This is a genomic window from Paenibacillus sp. FSL R7-0048 (assembly GCF_038004505.1).
Taxonomy (GTDB): domain Bacteria; phylum Bacillota; class Bacilli; order Paenibacillales; family Paenibacillaceae; genus Paenibacillus_AQ; species Paenibacillus_AQ odorifer.
The window spans coordinates 4,060,654-4,077,257 of the sequence record NZ_JBBORF010000001.1 but is presented as its reverse complement, the minus strand read 5'-3'; the positions used below and the strand labels follow the sequence as shown (position 1 = coordinate 4,077,257).

General features: G+C 42.9%; 17 protein-coding genes. 12 read left to right on the top strand and 5 right to left on the bottom strand.

What is annotated here, in order from left to right:
* Positions 1-120 precede the first annotated feature (120 nt).
* Positions 121-639, top strand: coding sequence for a sigma-70 family RNA polymerase sigma factor (locus NSQ91_RS18230; protein WP_076273301.1), 519 nt, complete (start codon positions 121-123; stop codon positions 637-639).
* A complete protein-coding gene (locus NSQ91_RS18225; RefSeq protein WP_076128342.1) occupies positions 632-1,567 on the top strand; it encodes a DUF4179 domain-containing protein in 936 nt (311 codons plus the stop codon). Before NSQ91_RS18230 ends, NSQ91_RS18225 begins: the two co-directional genes overlap by 8 nt.
* A gap of 70 nt (positions 1,568-1,637) precedes the next feature.
* Here the strand turns inward: NSQ91_RS18225 and NSQ91_RS18220 are convergent, their stop codons facing one another.
* Both NSQ91_RS18220 and NSQ91_RS18215 read right to left on the bottom strand, forming a co-directional pair.
* Complete coding sequence (locus NSQ91_RS18220; protein ID WP_036688009.1) at positions 1,638-2,081, bottom strand: DUF441 domain-containing protein; 444 nt, start codon at positions 2,079-2,081, stop codon at positions 1,638-1,640.
* A 1-nt stretch (position 2,082) separates the two neighbouring features.
* Positions 2,083-3,087, bottom strand: a complete 1,005-nt coding sequence (locus NSQ91_RS18215) for a YpdA family putative bacillithiol disulfide reductase (protein WP_036688007.1) — start codon at positions 3,085-3,087, stop codon at positions 2,083-2,085.
* Between the two features lie 179 nt (positions 3,088-3,266).
* Between NSQ91_RS18215 and NSQ91_RS18210 the strand changes: the two genes are divergently transcribed.
* From NSQ91_RS18210 to rsgA, 4 genes are all read left to right on the top strand, one after another.
* The gene (locus NSQ91_RS18210; protein WP_036688006.1) at positions 3,267-3,863 is read left to right on the top strand and encodes a DUF2087 domain-containing protein; all 597 of its coding nucleotides are present in this window, start codon (positions 3,267-3,269) and stop codon (positions 3,861-3,863) included.
* A gap of 120 nt (positions 3,864-3,983) precedes the next feature.
* Entirely contained in the window at positions 3,984-4,439 is a 456-nt protein-coding gene (locus tag NSQ91_RS18205) for a DUF3939 domain-containing protein (protein ID WP_036688004.1), read from the top strand.
* Between the two features lie 160 nt (positions 4,440-4,599).
* Positions 4,600-5,271 carry an HAD family hydrolase gene (locus tag NSQ91_RS18200; protein ID WP_076280028.1) on the top strand — a complete coding sequence of 224 codons (672 nt, stop codon included), beginning with the start codon at positions 4,600-4,602 and terminating at the stop codon, positions 5,269-5,271.
* A gap of 381 nt (positions 5,272-5,652) precedes the next feature.
* Positions 5,653-6,738, top strand: a complete 1,086-nt coding sequence (rsgA, locus tag NSQ91_RS18195; protein WP_340919223.1) for a ribosome small subunit-dependent GTPase A — start codon at positions 5,653-5,655, stop codon at positions 6,736-6,738.
* Positions 6,739-6,841: 103 nt separating this feature from the next.
* Here the strand turns inward: rsgA and NSQ91_RS18190 are convergent, their stop codons facing one another.
* Entirely contained in the window at positions 6,842-7,468 is a 627-nt protein-coding gene (locus NSQ91_RS18190; RefSeq protein ID WP_076128352.1) for an FMN-dependent NADH-azoreductase, read from the bottom strand.
* 211 nt (positions 7,469-7,679) lie between these two features.
* Here NSQ91_RS18190 and NSQ91_RS18185 point away from each other — a divergent pair, with 211 nt between their 5' ends.
* Positions 7,680-7,817, top strand: a complete 138-nt coding sequence (locus tag NSQ91_RS18185) for a hypothetical protein (protein ID WP_170914292.1) — start codon at positions 7,680-7,682, stop codon at positions 7,815-7,817.
* Between the two features lie 1,886 nt (positions 7,818-9,703).
* Here the strand turns inward: NSQ91_RS18185 and NSQ91_RS18180 are convergent.
* The gene (locus tag NSQ91_RS18180; protein ID WP_036687997.1) at positions 9,704-9,943 is read right to left on the bottom strand and encodes a hypothetical protein; all 240 of its coding nucleotides are present in this window, start codon (positions 9,941-9,943) and stop codon (positions 9,704-9,706) included.
* A 142-nt stretch (positions 9,944-10,085) separates the two neighbouring features.
* Between NSQ91_RS18180 and NSQ91_RS18175 the strand changes: the two genes are divergently transcribed.
* Positions 10,086-10,766, top strand: coding sequence for a hypothetical protein (locus tag NSQ91_RS18175; protein WP_340919219.1), 681 nt, complete (start codon positions 10,086-10,088; stop codon positions 10,764-10,766).
* On the opposite strand, the gene NSQ91_RS18170 is transcribed toward NSQ91_RS18175, so the two are convergent.
* On the bottom strand, positions 10,753-12,456 hold the full coding sequence (locus NSQ91_RS18170; protein WP_340919215.1) for an alpha-amylase family glycosyl hydrolase: 1,704 nt from the start codon (positions 12,454-12,456) through the stop codon (positions 10,753-10,755). The genes NSQ91_RS18175 and NSQ91_RS18170 overlap by 14 nt on opposite strands.
* Before the next feature lie 271 nt (positions 12,457-12,727).
* Between NSQ91_RS18170 and NSQ91_RS18165 the strand changes: the two genes are divergently transcribed.
* The 4 genes from NSQ91_RS18165 to NSQ91_RS18150 all read left to right on the top strand — a co-directional run bounded on the left by NSQ91_RS18165 (position 12,728) and on the right by NSQ91_RS18150 (position 16,493).
* Positions 12,728-13,750, top strand: a complete 1,023-nt coding sequence (locus tag NSQ91_RS18165) for an ABC transporter substrate-binding protein (RefSeq protein WP_340919211.1) — start codon at positions 12,728-12,730, stop codon at positions 13,748-13,750.
* A gap of 50 nt (positions 13,751-13,800) precedes the next feature.
* A complete protein-coding gene (locus NSQ91_RS18160; protein ID WP_076128362.1) occupies positions 13,801-14,577 on the top strand; it encodes an ABC transporter ATP-binding protein in 777 nt (258 codons plus the stop codon).
* Entirely contained in the window at positions 14,577-15,413 is an 837-nt protein-coding gene (locus NSQ91_RS18155; protein ID WP_076128364.1) for an ABC transporter permease, read from the top strand. Before NSQ91_RS18160 ends, NSQ91_RS18155 begins: the two co-directional genes overlap by 1 nt.
* 93 nt (positions 15,414-15,506) lie before the next feature.
* Positions 15,507-16,493 carry an aromatic acid exporter family protein gene (locus NSQ91_RS18150; protein WP_076128366.1) on the top strand — a complete coding sequence of 329 codons (987 nt, stop codon included), beginning with the start codon at positions 15,507-15,509 and terminating at the stop codon, positions 16,491-16,493.
* Positions 16,494-16,604: the final 111 nt, after the last annotated feature.

Here is a 16,604-nt window from a genome sequence, read left to right as displayed (position 1 = left end):
CAATCAGGGTGGCGGCACACAGTAACTTATACTATGGCAAAAATTCTAAACGGAATCTGAGTCTTTTCGGAGATCATGTGCGTCTAAAGCTTATAAACATCATGAAAGGAAGTGAGGAACGTGAATAAAACCACGCTTGAGGAAAAGGCGATAGCAGGTGATGAAGACAGCTTTACTGTGCTTATTGACGGCATGCAGGAGCGTTTATACCGAATGGCCTACTCCTATGTGCGGAATCAAGAGGATGCGCTGGAGATTGTGCAGGAGACCGTCTTCAAAGCCTATATCTCCATTCATAAATTGAAGCAACCGCAATATTTTAAAACTTGGCTCACCAAGATCGCTGTCAACTGTGCGCTGGACTTTATCCGTAAATCTAAAAAAATCGTGTATATAGATCAAGAGCTGGGAGGCAGCTATGCTCCGAAATCTAGGGAAGAAGTTATGGACTTGCATGAAGCGCTCAGCGGCCTTGATGAAAAATCAAGAATGGTGATTGTGATGAGATATTTGGAGGACTTGCCCATAAAGGAAATTGCAGAAGTTCTCGATATGCCCCTGAGCAGTGTCAAAACCGTTATTTATAGAGGTTTGGAAAAATTAAAAATAAGTATGGAGGAGAGTGAGTACTTTGGATAAGCAACTAGAACGTCTACAGCAAGCCTATAATGAGATTGAAATTCCTAAAGAACTATCATTCGCTTCTCGTAAAGGAATTGAAAGAGGGAAAATCTATAAACAAAAAAATAGTTCTTCAAAACGGGCCTTGAAATGGACAGGATCAGTAGCTGCTGCTGTATTGATTTCTTTTACGGTGGGTGTAAATACGGTTCCTGCTTTTGCGAGTAGTATGGATCAAATACCGGTTCTAGGTAAGCTGGTCAGTGTTCTGCAATTTACGGAAGGAAGTGCAGGTGGTGGAACCATTCAGGATGGAGTAGATGTGAACTTTATTTCGGTGAAACAATTGAAGAATAGCGATCAATTGATTTTGAATTTTGCAAATCCAGATGAAACACAACAGTTAGCAAGCTCATATAACGTAAAGTTTACGGAAAATCCGGCAACAATGACGATTACAGTAAGTGGGGCGAGAAAATTCTCAGCAGTCAAAGATCTGGAGACATTAAAACAAAGCCGATATGTCCAGGATGCTTATCCACTAATTACGCTAGATGATTCGGCTATTCGGTTCAATGTCACGCTTACGGACTCGGTTGCTTATGAGGTAAAGGAATATAAAGAGCCAGCACAGGTAGTGATTACGTTAAAAGAGAAAGGAGACGAAGTAAAAGGGGGCTCTGTATATTCGTTAAGAACGGTCTCACAGCCTTCTGGTGAGGCGCTGGGTATGGCTGAAGAAATGTTATATGGGTTAGAGGATGTGCGGATGTTAAAGGATGAGAAGGGCTTATATCTCGTGGAAGCAGGATATTTTAATACAGAAGAAGAGGCTTTGAAGCAGTTGCAGAAAATTAAGACAGAGTATGGCGTTGAAGATTTATTAGTCGTTGAAAAAAGAGCGGTGCAGCAAATTCCGCAGTCCATTTCTCAGGTGGAGGAATAATGAAGAAGAAGGTTCAATAAAAGGCACAATAAAAAAGACCGCCAAAAGCGGTCTTTTTTGTGCTGTTCTATTACATTTTGCCGATCATAAGTGATAAAATGCCGGCTGCGATCAGCGGTCCGACCGGAACGCCTTTAAATAACGCAACCCCAATCACCGTGCCAATCAGCAGACCTGCAACAACTGTGGGTTGGTTGGTCATGAGCGTAGCACCGCGGCCTCCAAGAAAAGCGACGAGAATGCCAATAGCGATAGCAAGTAAGGACTTCCAGTGCAAGAAGGATTGACCGACTGTCTGCAGCGATATTTTGCCGCTGGCTAATGGGGTCATGACCCCGATGGTCAGGATGATAATCCCGATGGTTAAACCGTATTTTTCTAGCCAAGGAAAAGTTTGCTGTAAGCCAAGTACTCTTAGCAGTAATAGGACGACCATTGCTATTGTTACAGGGGAATTGCTGCTGATAATTCCAAGCGCTGCAAGTCCAAGCAAAAGCAAAGAGGTCATGTCCATCTTAATGTTTCAACTCCTTAGGATTAGAACTTTCTTTTGACACAATGTGATCTGCAATAAGCTTACCATGCCCTCTTCCGGTCTCAATAAACACTTCGTTAGCATTGCGGCCGGAGGCGATTACTCCAGCAACATACAACCCTGGAACATTACTTTCCATGGTAGAGGTGTTAAAAGCAGGCTTATCCATGTCGTCATCCATGATCACACCCGCTGAAGTGAGGAGGGTACGGCTCGGACGGAAGCCAGTCAAGGCAAGAACGAAATCATTATCCAATGCTTTCTTGTCCCCCTTATGATCCGTAACAATTACTGAGCTTGCAGTAATTTCAGTGACACGCGAGCCTAAGTGCAGAGTGATTTTCCCTTTTTGCACCATGCCTTCGAAGATTGGCCGAACCCAAGGTTTAATATTCTCTGAGATGCTTTCACCACGATATACCATATCTACCGTAGCTCCTACACGCATAAGCTCCAGTGCTGCATCTACTGCGGAATTACTGCCGCCAATTACAGTTACCTTCATTCCCGTGTAAGGATGGGCTTCACCGAAATAATGAGTAACTTTAGGTAGTTCTTCACCTGGAATGCCAATCATATTCGGCTGATCAAAATAACCTGTTGCTATAACTACATTTGCAGTGATACGTTTCTGATGCTCACCACGCATATTTGACGTATGTACGGCAAAGGTTCCATCTTCAAGCGGTTCAATGGATAATGCTTCTTCATAAGCGGCGATCTCTAGACCATATTGCTCGGCGGCTCGGCGATAATAGACAAGCGCTTCATGACGGTAAGGCTTGTCGTTGGTCGAAGTGAAAGGAACATCCCCGATTTCTAATAACTGAGCCGTACTGAAAAATTGCATATTTGTTGGATACAAATAAATGGAGTGCACAATAAAGCTTTTTTCAATGATAAGGCTGGACAAACCTTGGCGTTGGCATTCAATAGCTGCCGAGAGGCCGCAAGGACCTGCACCGATAATAATGACATCTTTCATAAAGCGGGTTACCTCCTGATTGTTACTATCTTTTCTTTAAATCCTACCCTAAATTCATGAATTTTTCCATAAGAGCAGATTGAGTATAATAACCATTGCAAGAACAACGTTGATTATTATATAATTAGATATATATCTAATGTATCAATGTATTGTGAAATTCTAGGAGCGTGAACCCAGTGCAGTTGGAGAAAATCGTGAGTTATCATAAAGCTTTAGCTGATCCAACGCGTCTTCGCTTATTGTTGCTTCTGTCCCAAGGAGAAATGCATGGGCAAGCGCTGGCTGAGAAGTTGAATTTATCGCAGCCTACAGTCACTCATCATGCGGCTAAATTACGTGAAGCGGCTCTAATAAAGGAAAGACGCGACAAAAATACAGTTTACTTTAAGTTGAATCCGGAGTTTATCAATAATGGGGCTGAAGCTTCACTGCAATTTATTTTTTCGAAAGGAGCTGAGAATATGGAAGAGCAATTGCCTGAGAATAGTCTTCAGGATACTGTAATTCGTAATTTTTTCTCTAAAGATGGCCGGCTGCGGCAAATTCCCGCACAATACAAGAAGAAATTGATAGCGCTTCAATACATGGTTGAGAAGCTAGAGCCAGGTGTTGTTTATACGGAAAAGGAAATCAATGAGTTTATTAAGCAGTTTCATGAAGATTTTGCCACTATTCGTCGTGAATTCATCATGCATCAGTTTATGTATCGTGAGAAGGACAAGTATGAACTAAATCCTCGAGAAGTATGGACTCGGTGGGAATATGTCAAATAATGATCTTTTAAATATTAACATTCTGTGTCGATTTGAAATGTACTGATTAATTATTCGAATTTCGAATAAAATGGAATTGTAAGCGTTATCTGAGACATATTTAGAAAGGAGACTTTCGTTATGTTATTTAAACGCACAAAAAAGCAACCCAAATCAGATCATGTAACCGTCACATTACCTCAAGTGAAACAGGCGATTCGAAAGTTCGAAGAAGATATGCCTGGACCTATTAATAGAACAGCATTAATCTTAGAGGACAAAAGAATCGATATGAGTCGTCTGAAACGTTATTTGGGTGGAATACCCGAACGGAATTTCTATATGTCTCGAGAGACCTATGAAATTTTCGAGGAAGAAGACAAGTTAGTACCGTATTATCTTGATTTAGTTCAGGCTGCTGTAGACAGTTATATTAGTGATACAGGCAAGCTACCACTGCTTGAAGACACCTGGTTGCCAGAGGTTCATTATCGGTTGTTATCTACAGAAAGTTATCTGAAAGAAACACCTCCTTTTCCGTTGTATATTACGGATGAAGAAATGATGCTGACCCATCGGGCAGAGCATTTCGAGTAAAGGAATGACGTAGATATGAATCTTCACAAAGACTGTTCAGTAAAAGGGAAGCCACAAATCCTTTTTGTTGAATAGTCTTTTCTTTGTCTCTAAAGGCATAGTACAATTACATTCTGTAGGTTAGGTTTGAAAATTAACAGCATGTAAGGGGAATTGCTTGATGAAGGATGTACAAGCTATTTTATTTGATCTGGACAATACTTTAATGGATCGCGACTATACATTTCGCAGCTTTAGCACTCAGTTCGTGCAGGATTTTCTTGGGCATCTTGAACCTGCGGAAGCGCAGGCCGTGATCGAGGATATGATCCACAGAGACGCTGATGGCTACCGTGATAAAGACGGATTTTTTTTAGAACTTAGTGAGATCCTGCCTTGGGAAAAGCCTGTGTCGGCTGAACATATCAGAGCGTATTATGATGCGAGCTACATCAATCATGGTGCAGCCATGGAGCATGCTTTGGAGGTTCTGGAGTATTGCGTGGAGCGTGGATATACTTTGGGGCTGGTCACCAACGGTAAAAAAGAAATCCAGAACACCAAAATTGATATTCTCGGCCTGCGAGAGTACTTCAAGGCTATTGTTATATCTGGAGAAGTTGGCATTGCGAAGCCTGATCCTGCGATTTATCAATTAGCTTTAGACAGGCTGGGTGCCTCTGCGGATCAAACCTTGTTTATAGGGGATCATCCGATAAATGATATCTGGGGGGCAGGTAAGGCTGGCCTTGAAGGGATATGGCTGCAAAGGAAACATCCTTGGGACGATCAGTTGGACATCCAACCTTGGAAAATGATCCGTGAGCTGAAAGAATTAAAGGCTATTTTGTAATCTGGAAAATTTGGGGTTGACATTTTACTGCTGCACCAATTATGATAACAGCATCTTAAATTTCGGAAGGAGACGATGTTTTATGACAGTTTTAAATGTAATGAACTCAACTGTTGTGGATACGTGTCTTCCGGGAACAGCTGCTGCCGAATAATTGATTCGTGCAGTTTAGCAGGTAAGCTCAATTACGCTTATTAGAGCCACCGGGAACCGTATAGGGTCCGGTGGCTTTTTTGCGTGTATAGAAAGATTGGATTTGGTGTAATAAATCCACATGTCTATATACCGCCGCCGGAGTCTTTATTTCCGGCGGCTTTTTGTGTTCTCGGAAAACGCCAAGGGGCAAGAAAAAACATAAACATATCTTTTAGGAGGAAATGAATGAATAGCATAAAGCAATATGGTTGGAATGAAAACTGGAGTACAAAATGGAATGAAAAGTGGAGTCATGCAGAGGATAAAATTCCCGGGAGAATCGTTGGTGACTTTGGCAGTAAGTACAAGGTGTTAACTGATGTAGGAGAGACGTGGGGAGAGCTTTCCGGGAAGCTGAGACACACATTTGTAGCCTCGGGTGATTTTCCTGCCATTGGAGACTGGGTAGCATTGGCGATGCAAGATGGCGGCGAGCATGGAATCATACATGGCGTATTGCCTCGGCAGAGTGTGATCTCACGCAAGGTCGCAGGAAATACACAAGATGAGCAAATTGTTGCCTCCAATGTAGACACATTATTTCTGGTCAGCGCGTTGAATGATGACTTTAATGTTCGCCGGATGGAGAGATATCTGATCATGGCTTGGAATAGTGGGGCAAATCCAGTTATTCTACTCACTAAAGCGGATCTTTGTCCGGATGCAGACAGTAAAATCGCTGAAATGGAGAGCGCGGCTCCCGGAGTATCAGTACATGCTGTTAGTGCAATACAAGATGAAGGACGCGAGAAGCTGCTGCCTTACATTGGTGAGGGTCAAACAGTAGCTCTTACGGGCTCTTCCGGTTGTGGGAAGTCGACAATGGTCAACTGGCTATGCGGAAAGAACCTTCAGATTACGCAGGATGTTAGAGAAGGGGATAGCCGCGGACGTCATACTACTACCCACCGTGAACTGTTTGTTTTGCCGGATGGGGGGATTATCGTAGATACACCGGGGATGCGGGAGCTGCAGCTCTGGGAAGATGAAGGTGGTCTTGATCTAGCGTTTAGTGATATCAGCGGTCTAGCTTCTAAGTGCCGGTTTAGTAACTGTAGACATGAACGCGAAGAGGGCTGTGCTGTACTGGAAGCAGTCCAAACAGGTGAACTGGAAGAGAAGAGACTATTCAACTACCGAAAAACACAACGAGAAGTATTGTACCAAAATAATAAAGAAGCCAAGCTTAAGAGAAAAAGCGCAGCTTCCACTAAAGTGAGTTCATCCAGAACCAGAGGATACGGATGGCGTAAAGAGCTGGATGAATATTAAAAAGAATTGATATAACGGCATAGACATTGAAAAAGGGCGCCCCTTAGCTTTTGACAGCTAAGGGGCGCCCTTCATTATTGAATTGAATCTAAACGGTTATGGTTTAGAAGGATGCAGCAGTTTCCTTAGCCAGTTGCAATCCGTTTTCAATGATTTCAGCGGATTGTGCTGGAAGTTGGTTGTGGCCTTCGATGATTACTTGTGTAATATCTTTAATTCCCCACAGGTTAAGGTTACCAACGATGAAGTTTACTGCCATTTCAGCACTTGCAGCAGGACCTTCAGAGTAGATACCGCCTCTTGCATTCAGAACGATTGCTTTTTTACCTGTCAAAAGACCAACTGGACCTTCAGCAGTGTAAGAGAATGTTTTACCAGCTTGGCAAAGGTAATCTACATAAGTGTGCAATACAGCAGGTACAGTCATGTTCCACAGTGGGAAACCGAATACTACCTTATCTGCAGCGATGAACTGATTAAGATATTTATTAACGATAGCGGCACCAGCTGCTTCCTCAGGTGTTGCTTCGTATCCTTGAGCGGCTTTATACATACCAGTGATCAGGGTATTGTCGTAGTATGGAAGTTGCTCTGCGAACAGATCAAGCTCAGTGATTTCATCTTCTGGGTGGTTGAGTTTGTAGCTCTCCAAGAATTCATTGTAAAGCTTAACACTTACGGATTGTTCTGCTGGACGGTTGTTTGCTTTAATAAATAGAACTTTAGACATTATGATTTCTCCCTTGCATGTGTGTATTTAATATTAACTATATTTAATATAGCATGTAATCTTTTGTTTGTAAATTATTTTTTTGTTCTTGAAATTTGTTTGCGCTTAAGGAGTTTGAAAAAATGAAAACAAGGTTAATAGGTGATACAAAGAACAGGAAATAATTTCCTGCCTCTATAAGTTCCAGAATGATCTAAAAGGAGCGATTGACATGTCCATCGATCGGTTTATCATTAAAAAATTGGACAGCTGTCACGAAGAGCATACGCGTCAGAATTTAGTGAAGCTATTTAGACTTCGAATCCAGAAAGCTGAAAAAGCAGAGCAGAAGAATTACAAGATCAGCTGATAATTGCTTAGCTCTTCCTAATAGTAGATTTTTCGCTGAATGAGACAGAGTCCTTGGGTTAAAAAAGTCCGTAAATATAGCAGAGCAGTGATCCTCCCGTTAAGGGGGGATCACTGCTCTGCGTTTTTTAGTTCTGGCAGATTGCTTCAGCATAAAGGGGCAGCAAATGAAAGCCAACCTACGACAAACGTCACTTTTGGCAGGTGACTTAGTAGGGTCAGGCCACCCACTACATCTAATCTGCTAACCAATGCAAAGTCATTTGTTGAGTAACATACCAAGTCAACTGCTAAGTTACACACTGAGTCAGTCACACGCCGAGTTAACGGCTAAGTTACTAACTGAGTCACATAACTAGTAACGTGTAGGTCACTAACTGAGTCACACATTAAGTCAACCGCTAAACGACTTACTAAGTCACACAACAAATCTCCCGCTGAGTTACCCACTGAGTCACACACCAAGTTAACGGCTAAGTCACCTCACTGACTAACACAACTAATCACCCGTTGATTAACTCACTGAGCTACACACCAAGTAACACCAAGTCACCCGCTGATTAACTCACTGAGCTACACACCAAGTAACACCAAGTCACCCGCTGATTAACTAACTGAGCTACACATCAAGTAACACCAAGTCACCCGCCGAGTAACCCACTGAGCTACACACTAAGTTAACGGCTAAGTCAGACAACAAATCACTCGCTAAGTGACCTTCCAAGTATCCTCAGCGGCCAACGGACTCAGATGACGCTATATGCGAATTTTCAGTCATTAGAGCAGAGTTTCGGACCCCAGCGCAGCTATTCAGCTTTTTGAGGTCGATAATTAGTGTTTTTCGCGCCAATAGTGACTCTGGGGTCCGATAGAATTACAAATGAGCCCAAAATTTATGTTTAAGGTCAGCTGAGTCCGATAGAATCGTACTATGAGTTCGAAAGTAGTGGCTATGAGTTCAAAAGCAGCGACTAAAGCTCCGACAGTAGCAACTATGTACACGATAATAGCAACTAAAGCAAACTGAGTTTCGAATTTAGATTACTGCGGACTCAGATGACGCTATATGCGAATTTATGAGCATCAGAGCAGAGTATCGGACTCCAATGCAGCTATTCAGCTTTTTGAGGTCGATAATTAGTGCTTTTCGCGCCAATAGCGACTCTGGGGTCCGATGGGATTCCAAATGAGCCCAAAAGTTACGATTAAGGTCATCTGAGTCCGAAAGCAGTGGCTATGAGTTCAAAAGCAGCGACTAAAGCTACAACAGTAGCAACTATGTACGCGACAGTAGCAACTATGTACACGACAATAGCAACTAAAGCAAACTGAGTTTCGAATTTAGATTACCGCGGACTCAGATGACGCTATATGCGAATTTATGAACATTAGAGCAGAGTTTCGGACTCCAGCGCAGCTATTTAGCTTTTTGAGGACGATAATTAGTGTTTTTCGAGCCAATAGTGACCCTGGGGTCCGTTAGAATTCCAAATGAGCCCAAAAGTTACGATTAAGGTCATCTGAGTCCGATAGCAGCCGGCTATGGGGATGGCCGGCAAGCAGAAATCCAAACGTGCCATGAAATAGCACAAATCAGTACAAAGTGGCATCAAGCAGAACCAAGGTGAACCAAGTAGAACCAAGTAGAACCAAGTAGCACCAAGCAGAACCAAGCAGGACCAGCGAACCAAGGTCCCTGACTTTGAGAGTTGAAGCTATGTATACCTATGTATGCGCAAATAGTATCTCAATCAAACGGAGTGTCATTTTGGATCAAGTTTAGCTTCAAAAAGACAACGAGTCCAAGCTGCACGACTTGGATACTTAGGACGTTCCTTATTAGAAAGCTGAGGACAGCAATGTTGTGACAAAAAAACTACCCCTCCATTAATAGAGGGATAGCGCCAATGAATCATTTTCACTGTAACTGTGCAATATAGCTTCAGAGCCTTTAATTTCGATACTAATCAGAGAATTGAGGCATTTCTGGAGGGCACTTTTGCCCTTTTGAATTTTGAGCTCCAGCGTACTGTTAAGTAATCTAAGTACTTTTTGAGTGGGCTGTTTATTTTCTGTTGTGAAATACACAGGTACAAGTTTGTTCTGAAATGTGATGAGCATTCTCATTTTGAAATCACCTCGCTACAAGTATTTCATGTTAATGATCATACCCCTTGTTTCTTAATTTTACCTTAAAATTAGCTTATGATAACATAAAGATTGCTAGTTTAATATACATTTATATGTAATACAGGAAGGATACAATAATGTGAATGAGAAAGAACGAACGGATTTAACGGATTTAACGGAATTTTTATTTCCAGATCGGGTAACCGACCAAGTAGTTTTAAATGAATTGTTAAATACTGCGTCTACAGCAGAAAGGATAGGTAGATTCAAATATAGAGAGAAGGAGAAAACTAAAGATCTGTGTTTACAAATACATAAGGATAAAATACTAGCCTACTGCAATAATACACCGGACTCTCCTCCGTGTGTGCTGAAGAACAGAGAGGAAACAGAGAGCTTTTGTCTCGAGTTGTTCGAATGTGAGAGAGCGATGGAGCCCTTTGCTCACGGGATTCCGGCGTTACTAATGTCAAAAAAAAGGTTCGAGGAGCTGAAAAAAGGCTCTGATTCCTCTACGGTTCACAGACTCTCAGAGTGTTTAGCTGCAGAGACAGGAGATGATGTTCATTCCAACCATCTTGCACAAGTGATGAAATGCTTCGACGCAGAGGGAGAATTGCGACTCTGTATTTCTAGTGAAAATGGCTGGAAGTTTCAGTATGCTAGCTTCATAAGTGATCATTCAAGTGGTTGGTTGCTGCGAATGAGCAGCGATCCTTCCCAAGACTGGATTGTAGCTCTTCCTATATCGAAAGCACAATTATTTGGTTCTGTTGCAGAGTGGGTGTTTCATTCCTCTTCTTTTCCTAGTCCACAATAACCGTTGAATAGGGAGGAAGAGTAAGCTGATCTGAATTTAAGGTCACTTTGTCAGCAGTTGTCTTTTGGATCTTGGTGTAAGAGATACCCTCGGCATTTGGATGAAGCGTAATGATTTGTTCATCTCCAGTTAGGTTATGAACAACGAGGACTTGATCCTCTGTTGTTATACGTTCGTAGACCATTACCCCTGCATTGCCAGAAGTGTAGTCTCGAATTCCGCCATCACGGAGCGCTGGGACTTCGTTTCTTAACGCAATGAGTTCGCGGTATCTTTTAAGCAGTGAGCTGCTGTCGTTAGTCTGGCTTTCGACATTAATGCTAACATCATCAGCGTTATTGCTGTCGACCTCCCAAGTAGTCTGCCCCTCACCCTGATCCGCTGTCATCCATCTCATGGGCTCACGAATTCCTTCATCTGGTTTTACACCAAGCATTCCTATTTCTTCACCATAATAAATATAAGGATTTCCAGGCAAGGTTAACAGCAGGGCTGCTGCCATTTTTGCATGATCCAGATTGCTGTCTAATTGACTCATGACTCTGTTTTGATCATGATTTGTCAAAAAAATTGCATCGGTAAAATGGCTATCAGATATTTTGGAGTACAAATTATACGTACGTTCCAGCGTAAAGGCAGTCCCGCTGTCTTTTTCAGTTTTCACGGAATTAATAAGGGTCTCGGCTAACCCAAAGTTAAAGCTAGAGTCGAAGGCTTGATCCAAATAAGCCCCTACGGTGACTGCAGAATTCTCCCATACTTCGCCGACAATATAAGCTTGAGGATTTACTTCATTCATCGCTTTGCGGAAATCCTGCCACCAAGATACATTTTTATTGGTTGTGGCTTGGCTTTTGTCGCTTAGAAGGTCTTCGTATATATGTTTAGCAGCATCTAAACGAAATCCATCAACCCCTTGTTCCAGCCAAAACTTACCGATATCCTTCATTTCATTACGAACTTCCGTATGATCAAAATTTAGATCAGGCATGCCTTCCCAAAAGCCACCTAGATAATGACTACCCAGTAAAGAGTGCCATGCACTGCCACTACCAGCGGCACTAGCTCCATTGGCAGGGCGTCCTTGATCTTCAGCCCATATGTACCAGTCGCGATATTTGCTGTCCTTATTTTTAGCGGAATCTACGAACCAAGGATGTTCTTTAGAGGTATGATTCACGACCAAATCCATAATTACTTTAATCCCACGTTTATGCGCCTCCGTAACGAGCTCTTGTAAATCCTCAATCGTCCCATAATCTGGATTGATTGCACGATAATCTGTCACATCGTAACCATGATAGCTTGGTGAAGGGTTAATAGGCATAAGCCAAATCCCACCGATCCCCAGATCGTCTGTGGTGTCAGGATTTCCGTCATTTAAGTAATCTAATTTCTTGGTAATCCCTTTGAGGTCACCGATGCCATCCCCGTCAGAGTCATAGAATGAACGAACAAAAATCTCATAATAAACCGTTGAGGGCTGTTCGTCAGTGGTAATCGTTTTTGCAGCGGGAGGTGTTGTAGTATTCTGAGCTGTATTTGCTTTTGGCGATGGAGAAGGGGAGGCAGAGGAAGGAATATTGTTATTATTTCCTGAACAACCGGATAGCAGAGCGGCAGTTAAGCTAAGAGTCAAAAGTCCGTTTATTGTGTGTTTTTTGGCGATAGATGTTGCTCGTTTATCCATATAAAATAACCCCTTCTGCTGCAATTTTCCTATAAAGGAAATGGTAAGCGCTTTAATTCTTATAGTACTGTAATCAAATCCTCAGGTAAAACGTTTGCACAGATATAAAAACAGCAAATCCAGTGATATTTATCCATAAAATCAATAAAAACCGCTGATATCATGGATATTCTTTTAATTCCCCACGATATTCGGGATTTTAACCTTTCAGTAGGCATGTGCATATGCTTTAAGCAAGGGCGAAGGACCCGGTAAGAAAGGAGAATGAAGAATGAAGATTCGGAAAAAGCTGTCATTGTCGCTCATGATCATTACTTTATGCTTTTCAGTACTTGCCGGTTGCGGCGGAAAGTCAGAGACGGTAAAGGTGAAGATTGGGGAGGTTACCCGCTCTGTCTTTTATGCACCCGAGTATGTTGCCTTGACTCAAGGTTTCTTCAAAGATGAAGGGCTGGATGTAGAACTGCAGACGATTCCCGGTGGAGATAAAACCATGACTGCATTGCTCTCAGGAGCTATTGATGTGGCGTTGGTTGGTTCAGAAACCTCCATTTACGTGTATCAGCAGGGCTCGGATGATCCGGTCATTAATTTTGCACAGCTGACTCAAAGGGATGGAACATTCCTGTTCGCCCGTAAGGCTGATGGAGATTTTAATTGGGATAAAGTGAAGGGCTCTACCTTCCTTGGTCAAAGAAAAGGCGGAATGCCACAAATGGCAGGCGCGTTTACTTTATCTAAAAAGGGAATTGATCCTGCGAAGGATATTACCTTGATCCAAAATATCGATTTTGCTAATATTGCCGGTGCATTTGCTTCAGGTACTGGGGATTATGTGCAGCTGTTTGAGCCGCAGGCCTCTATCTTCGAACGAGAAGACCGGGGAGCTGTAGTGGCATCGTTTGGGGTGGAGAGCGGTTATTTACCTTATACGGTATTCATGTCAAAAAACAGCTACATTAGCAAAAATGGAGACACCGTGCAAAAGTTCACTAATGCCATCCAGCGTGCTCAGCTTTGGGTGAAGGAACATAGTCCTGAAGAAATTACGGATGCCATAATAACTTATTTTGATAAAACGGATCGTGACATTGTGATTTCTGCTGTAAAACGCTACAAGGAACAGGACACCTACGCTATTAATCCGGTTGTTGATAATGAAGAATGGAATAATCTGTTAGATGTTATGGACAACGCAGGTGAACTTAAAGAACGTGTTCCAGCAGAAAAGATCGTGAATAATATTTTTGCTGAAAAAGCTGAAAAGACCATAAAGAGCAGTAGCTCTAAATAAGAGAGATAAGATCCTAAATGGATTTTGTTAACTATAAGGAGGGGATGACCTTGCTTCCAGTAGTGCAATTAAAGGGAGTAACGCATGCCTATCTCGGCGATCGGGAAGCTTCACTGGCCGTTGAGGATCTAAATCTTAATGTCGAGCAAGGAGAATTCGTCAGCTTAGTAGGCCCAAGTGGCTGTGGTAAGACGACTCTCCTATCGATTATTGCCGGACTGCTGCAGCCCTCTGAGGGAGAAGTATTCGTAAATGGCCAACCCATTCTAGGCCCTTCACCTGAGGTTGGATATATGCTGCAGCAGGATTATCTTTTTCCTTGGCGGAGTATTCTTGACAATGCCGTGCTTGGACTGGAGCTGACCGGAAGCTTAAACGAGGAGAGCCATAACCGGACTTTGGAGCTGCTGCGCGAGATGGGATTAGAAGGGAAAGAACAGGCCTATCCTTCTCAGTTATCCGGAGGGATGCGGCAACGGGTGGCTCTTGTACGAACATTAGCTACCAATCCAGGACTGCTGCTGTTAGACGAGCCGTTCTCGGCACTTGATTATCAGATCAAACTTCAGCTGGAAGATTTAGTCTCAGAGACCTTACGCAGCCGGGGAACCACGGCTATTTTGGTCACGCATGATCTGTCAGAAGCGATTGCGGTCAGCAGTAGGGTTATTTTATTGCAGCGAAATCCAGGGAAGATTCGTAAAGTTTTTCCTGTTCCGGAGCTAATCCGCTCAGCCCCACCGCTGTATGCGCGTGATCAGCCAGGGTTTGCGGAGCTTTTTCATGAAGTATGGACAGAGATGGAGATCGCAGGGAGGGAAAGCTAATGAAACGAACAGAGCAAGCGGGTGTCTTAGCTTCCCGTGAACTGTGGCTGCAGCAAATGCATGTGGATTTCAAAAAAACTAAACAGCGCCGGCGTAATCAGGTTATTGCTGTAAGAAGCAGTCTATTGCTGCTGTTCTTTGTGTTGTGGGAAGCAGGAGCAAGAATGGGCTGGATTGATGAGTTATTGTTCAGCTACCCGACAAAAATCTTCAAGCAGATTTGGCAGGATATGATCAGTGGAAGCTTGTGGCCTCATTTGGGGATGACGGTAGGAGAGACTGCGGTAGGATTTGTTCTGGGAACCTTGTTAGGAACGCTGCTGGCAGTGATTATTTGGTGGTCTCCGTTTTTATCAGCGGTGCTTGATCCGTTTATGGTTGTCTTTAACAGTATGCCGAAGGTGGCCTTGGGGCCGATTTTTATCGTAATGTTCGGGGCGGGTTTCACCGCTATCGTTGTGACAACCTTATCGATTACGGTGATTATTACTACACTTGTTGTTTACAATAGCTTTTGCAGTGTGGATCCTAATCTGGTGAAGGTGGTCCGCTCTTTTGGAGCTTCTAAAGTTCAGGTGTTTTTTAAAGTGATTCTTCCGGCATCTTTTCCAACGGTGGTCTCTACCCTAAAGGTGAATGTGGGAATGTCATGGGTCGGGGTTATCGTAGGAGAGTTTCTAGTAGCAAAATCCGGTCTTGGGTACCTGATCATATATGGATTCCAGGTGTTTAATTTCACGCTTGTGATGTCCAGTCTGCTGATTATTGCAGCCGTAGCAACGGCAATGTATCAACTGGTAGTGTATCTGGAGAAGCGCTTGTTATACCGGCGGTAAGTCTAATGTAACGTTGTGTCCATTCACAAAATCTTGTAACATGTCTATATCTTTACCTATTAACGGTTAGTGCTTTTAAGGAGAGATAGGGTTATGGGATTTCGTGTGATTAAAACAGCTGCTGCGACGTTAATGTCCGTTCTTCTCGCGTCTGCAGTAGGCATACCCAATGCACAAAGTGCAGGGCTTTTAGCCATTCTGGGTGTGGAGGTTACCTTGAAAAGGAGTTTCCGGACGATAACGGCGCGTTTTTTGGCCTCGCTCGTGGGACTCTTTTTTGGGTGTATTTTATTTTGGATATTAGGGTTTCATTACTGGGTACTTGGACTGTACGTTCTTGTTGGCTTTCCGATGATTGTGAAGTCTGGCTACAAGGAAGGGATTGTCACTAGCTCTGTTATTGTGTTTCGTGTGTTTGGACAAGCTGAGTTATCGCTACATGTGTTGTTGCAGCAAGTAGAGCTACTGGCCATAGGTCTCGGTTCAGCGGGGGTGGTCAACTTAATTTACATGCCACAGACTGGGGGAGTTATTTATGGAATCCGCAAGGAAGTGGATCGATACTTTTCAGTTATTTTTACTCAAATGGCCCGTACTTTGCGTGAGCCTGCGTATATGTGGGATGGCAAAGAATTAATTGATGCGGATAATGCAGTGCAGCGGGGACTGACAGCAGCTACTCGCGAGATGGAGAATCATGTAATTCATCCTGATGAAGCTTGGAATGTCTATTTCTATATGCGTAAGGAGCAGCTGGAATCGATACAAAGCATGATGCAGCTGATTTCTCAAGTATATCGCCATTTACCGCATGGAGAGATGGTAGCTGAATTGTTCGACCAGCTTAGCGGAGATGTTTTGGCTGAAGAATATACAGGCCGCACGGAACATTTGCTGGAAGAGCTTGAACATGAGTTTGAAAGCATGGATTTGCCAGAGACACGTGAGGAATTTGAAGTGCGATCAGCGATTCTGCAGCTTTGCAGAGAATTGGCACTTTATTTAAAAATTGCGAAACGCCATAAAATACCGGTCAGCTATAAGCCTGAGAAACGTTTGCTCACCCGGAAAAAAGCTTAAAATTAGGCTTTAATAAAGTGAAGTATTAACATTCGCCCCTGAAATCACGATAAAATATGTATGAACTAAAAGTTGATCTTCGAAAGGGATTAACAATTATAGGGTGAGTTC

What these genes read in the sequence shown, in the direction of transcription:
- NSQ91_RS18150 (WP_076128366.1), top strand. Translation starts at nt 15,507, where the DNA reads ATGGGATTTCGTGTGATTAAAACAGCTGCTGCGACGTTAATGTCCGTT.
- NSQ91_RS18170 (WP_340919215.1), bottom strand. Translation starts at nt 12,456, where the DNA reads ATGGATAAACGAGCAACATCTATCGCCAAAAAACACACAATAAACGGA.
- NSQ91_RS18205 (WP_036688004.1), top strand. Translation starts at nt 3,984, where the DNA reads ATGTTATTTAAACGCACAAAAAAGCAACCCAAATCAGATCATGTAACC.
- NSQ91_RS18190 (WP_076128352.1), bottom strand. Translation starts at nt 7,468, where the DNA reads ATGTCTAAAGTTCTATTTATTAAAGCAAACAACCGTCCAGCAGAACAA.
- NSQ91_RS18215 (WP_036688007.1), bottom strand. Translation starts at nt 3,087, where the DNA reads ATGAAAGATGTCATTATTATCGGTGCAGGTCCTTGCGGCCTCTCGGCA.
- NSQ91_RS18155 (WP_076128364.1), top strand. Translation starts at nt 14,577, where the DNA reads ATGAAACGAACAGAGCAAGCGGGTGTCTTAGCTTCCCGTGAACTGTGG.
- NSQ91_RS18165 (WP_340919211.1), top strand. Translation starts at nt 12,728, where the DNA reads ATGAAGATTCGGAAAAAGCTGTCATTGTCGCTCATGATCATTACTTTA.
- NSQ91_RS18185 (WP_170914292.1), top strand. Translation starts at nt 7,680, where the DNA reads ATGTCCATCGATCGGTTTATCATTAAAAAATTGGACAGCTGTCACGAA.
- NSQ91_RS18200 (WP_076280028.1), top strand. Translation starts at nt 4,600, where the DNA reads ATGAAGGATGTACAAGCTATTTTATTTGATCTGGACAATACTTTAATG.
- rsgA (WP_340919223.1), top strand. Translation starts at nt 5,653, where the DNA reads ATGAATAGCATAAAGCAATATGGTTGGAATGAAAACTGGAGTACAAAA.
- NSQ91_RS18180 (WP_036687997.1), bottom strand. Translation starts at nt 9,943, where the DNA reads ATGAGAATGCTCATCACATTTCAGAACAAACTTGTACCTGTGTATTTC.
- NSQ91_RS18220 (WP_036688009.1), bottom strand. Translation starts at nt 2,081, where the DNA reads ATGGACATGACCTCTTTGCTTTTGCTTGGACTTGCAGCGCTTGGAATT.